1 protein-coding gene and 1 pseudogene are annotated in these 2,415 nt (G+C 71.1%); one reads left to right on the forward strand and one right to left on the reverse strand.

What is annotated here, in order from left to right; genetic code table 11:
- Positions 1 to 302: pseudogene (locus AC1D1T_RS31855) on the reverse strand (acetate/propionate family kinase); the annotation flags it as partial.
- Between the two features lie 88 nt (positions 303 to 390).
- On the opposite strand from AC1D1T_RS31855, the gene AC1D1T_RS31860 reads away from it, so the two are divergent.
- On the forward strand, positions 391 to 2,415 hold a 2,025-nt coding region (locus AC1D1T_RS31860; protein WP_477993368.1), incomplete at its 3' end, for a phosphoketolase family protein.

Consider the following 2,415-nt stretch of genomic DNA (forward strand, 5'->3'; position numbering starts at 1 on the left):
CCGCGGTGCTGCAGGCCGCCATGCACGACGCGGTGCCCTGCCGCGTGCAGGCCGGCCAGCACGCCGTCGCGCTCGAGCGCATCGAGCATCGCGTCGGCCACCTCGTGCAGCGACTCGGTCACCGGGGCCTGCAGCGGCCATTCGGCATGGCGGCCTTCGCGCTCGAGCGACAGCACGAGCGGCACCTGCTGCAGGTCGAGCCGGCCGCGGCCGACCGGTGACGGCCCGTCGCCGCCGAGGCGGAACAACCCGAGCTTGATCGACGACGAGCCGGCGTTCAGCGTGAGCAGCAGGGGTTCCATCGCGGCAGGCCTTCAGTGCGGGTATTGATCTGCAGCATAGTCGGCCGGCGCCCGTCGGCCCATCATCGGCGCTGCAAGGAGGAATCCGATGAACGACTCCGCCATGACCACCGCCGGGCATCCGGCCGGGCCGCTGTCGCCCGAGCAGCTGCAGCGCATCGATGCGTGGTGGCGCGCCGCCAACTATCTGTCGGTCGGGCAGATCTACCTGCGCGACAACCCGCTGCTCGACGAGCCGCTGACGCGAGCCCATGTGAAGCCGCGCCTGCTCGGCCACTGGGGCACGACGCCCGGCCTGAACCTGCTGTACGCGCACCTGAACCGCGTGATCGCTGCGCACGGCCTCGACATGATCTACGTGATCGGCCCCGGCCACGGTGGCCCGGGGCTGGTCGCCAGCGCCTGGCTCGAGGGCTCGTACACCGAGCGCTATCCGACCATCACGCGCGACCGCGACGGCATGCGCCGCCTGTTCCGCCAGTTCTCGTGGCCGTACGGCATCCCGAGCCACGTGGCGCCGGAGACGCCCGGCTCGATCCACGAAGGCGGCGAACTCGGCTACTCGCTTGCGCACGCCTACGGTGCCGCGTTCGACAACCCGGACCTGATCGTCGCCTGCGTGATCGGCGACGGCGAGGCCGAGACCGGCCCGCTGGCCGCGAGCTGGCATTCGAACAAGTTCCTGAGCCCGGCGACTGATGGTGCGGTGCTGCCGATCCTGCACCTGAACGGCTACAAGATCGCGAACCCGACGCTGCTCGCGCGCATCGGCCGCGACGAACTCGAGCAGCTGATGCGCGGCTATGGCTACGCGCCGCACTTCGTGACCGGCAGCGATCCGGCGCAGGTGCACCAGCAGCTCGCCGCGACGCTCGACCGCGTGGTGGCCGAGATCCGCGCGATCCAGCAGCGCGCGCGCGCCGGCGGCCCGGTCGAGCGGCCGCGCTGGCCGATGATCGTGCTCGACACGCCCAAGGGCTGGACCGGCCCGAAGACCGTCGACGGCAAGCCGGTCGAAGGCACCTGGCGGGCGCACCAGGTGCCGCTGGCCGACGTGAAGACGCCGGAGCACCTCGCGCAGCTCGACGCGTGGCTGCGCAGCTACCGGCCGCAGGAGCTGTTCGATGCCGACGGCCGGCTGCGCGACGAACTGGCAGCGCTCGGCCCCACCGGCGCGCGCCGCATGAGCGCGAACCCGCATGCCAACGGCGGCGAGCTGCTGCAGCCGCTCGCGATGCCGTCGTTCCGCGAGCATGCGGTCGCGGTGCCGCAGCCCGGCGCGGTGCAGGCCGAGTCGACCCGCGTGCTCGGCGAGTTCCTGCGCGAGCTGGTGCGGCGCAACCTGGCGGCGCGCAACTTCCGGCTGTTCGGCCCCGACGAGACCGCCTCGAACCGGCTGGACGCGGTGTACGAGGTGTCGGGCAAGCAATGGCTCGCGCGCATCGACGAGGTCGACCCGAACCTCGGCACCGACGGCCGCGTGATGGAGGTGCTCAGCGAGCACCTGTGCGAAGGCTGGCTCGAGGGCTACCTGCTGACCGGCCGGCACGGGCTGTTCTCCTGCTACGAAGCCTTCATCCACATCATCGACTCGATGTTCAACCAGCACGCCAAGTGGTTGAAGACCTGCCGGAACATCCCGTGGCGGCAGCCGATCGCCTCGTTGAGCTACCTGCTCACCTCGCACGTCTGGCGCCAGGACCACAACGGCTTTTCGCACCAGGATCCGGGGTTCATCGACCACGTCGCGAACAAGAAGTCCGACGTGGTGCGCATCTACCTGCCGCCCGATGCGAACTGCCTGCTGTCGGTGGCCGACCACTGCCTGCGCAGCCGCAACTACGTCAACGTGATCGTCGCCGGCAAGCAGCCGGCCTGGCAGTGGCTCGACGTCGACGCGGCGACGCGGCACTGCCGCACCGGCGCCGGCACCTGGGACTGGGCTGGCAGCGCCGGCGAGCCGGAAGTCGTGATGGCCTGCGCCGGCGACGTGCCGACGCTCGAGACGCTGGCCGCCGTGACGCTGCTGCGCGACTACGTGCCCGACCTGCAGGTGCGCGTGGTCAACGTCGTCGACCTGTTCGCGCTGCAGCCGCCGGGGGAGCATCCGCAC

The sequence above is a fragment of the Rhizobacter sp. P2_H3 genome (assembly GCF_056403355.1).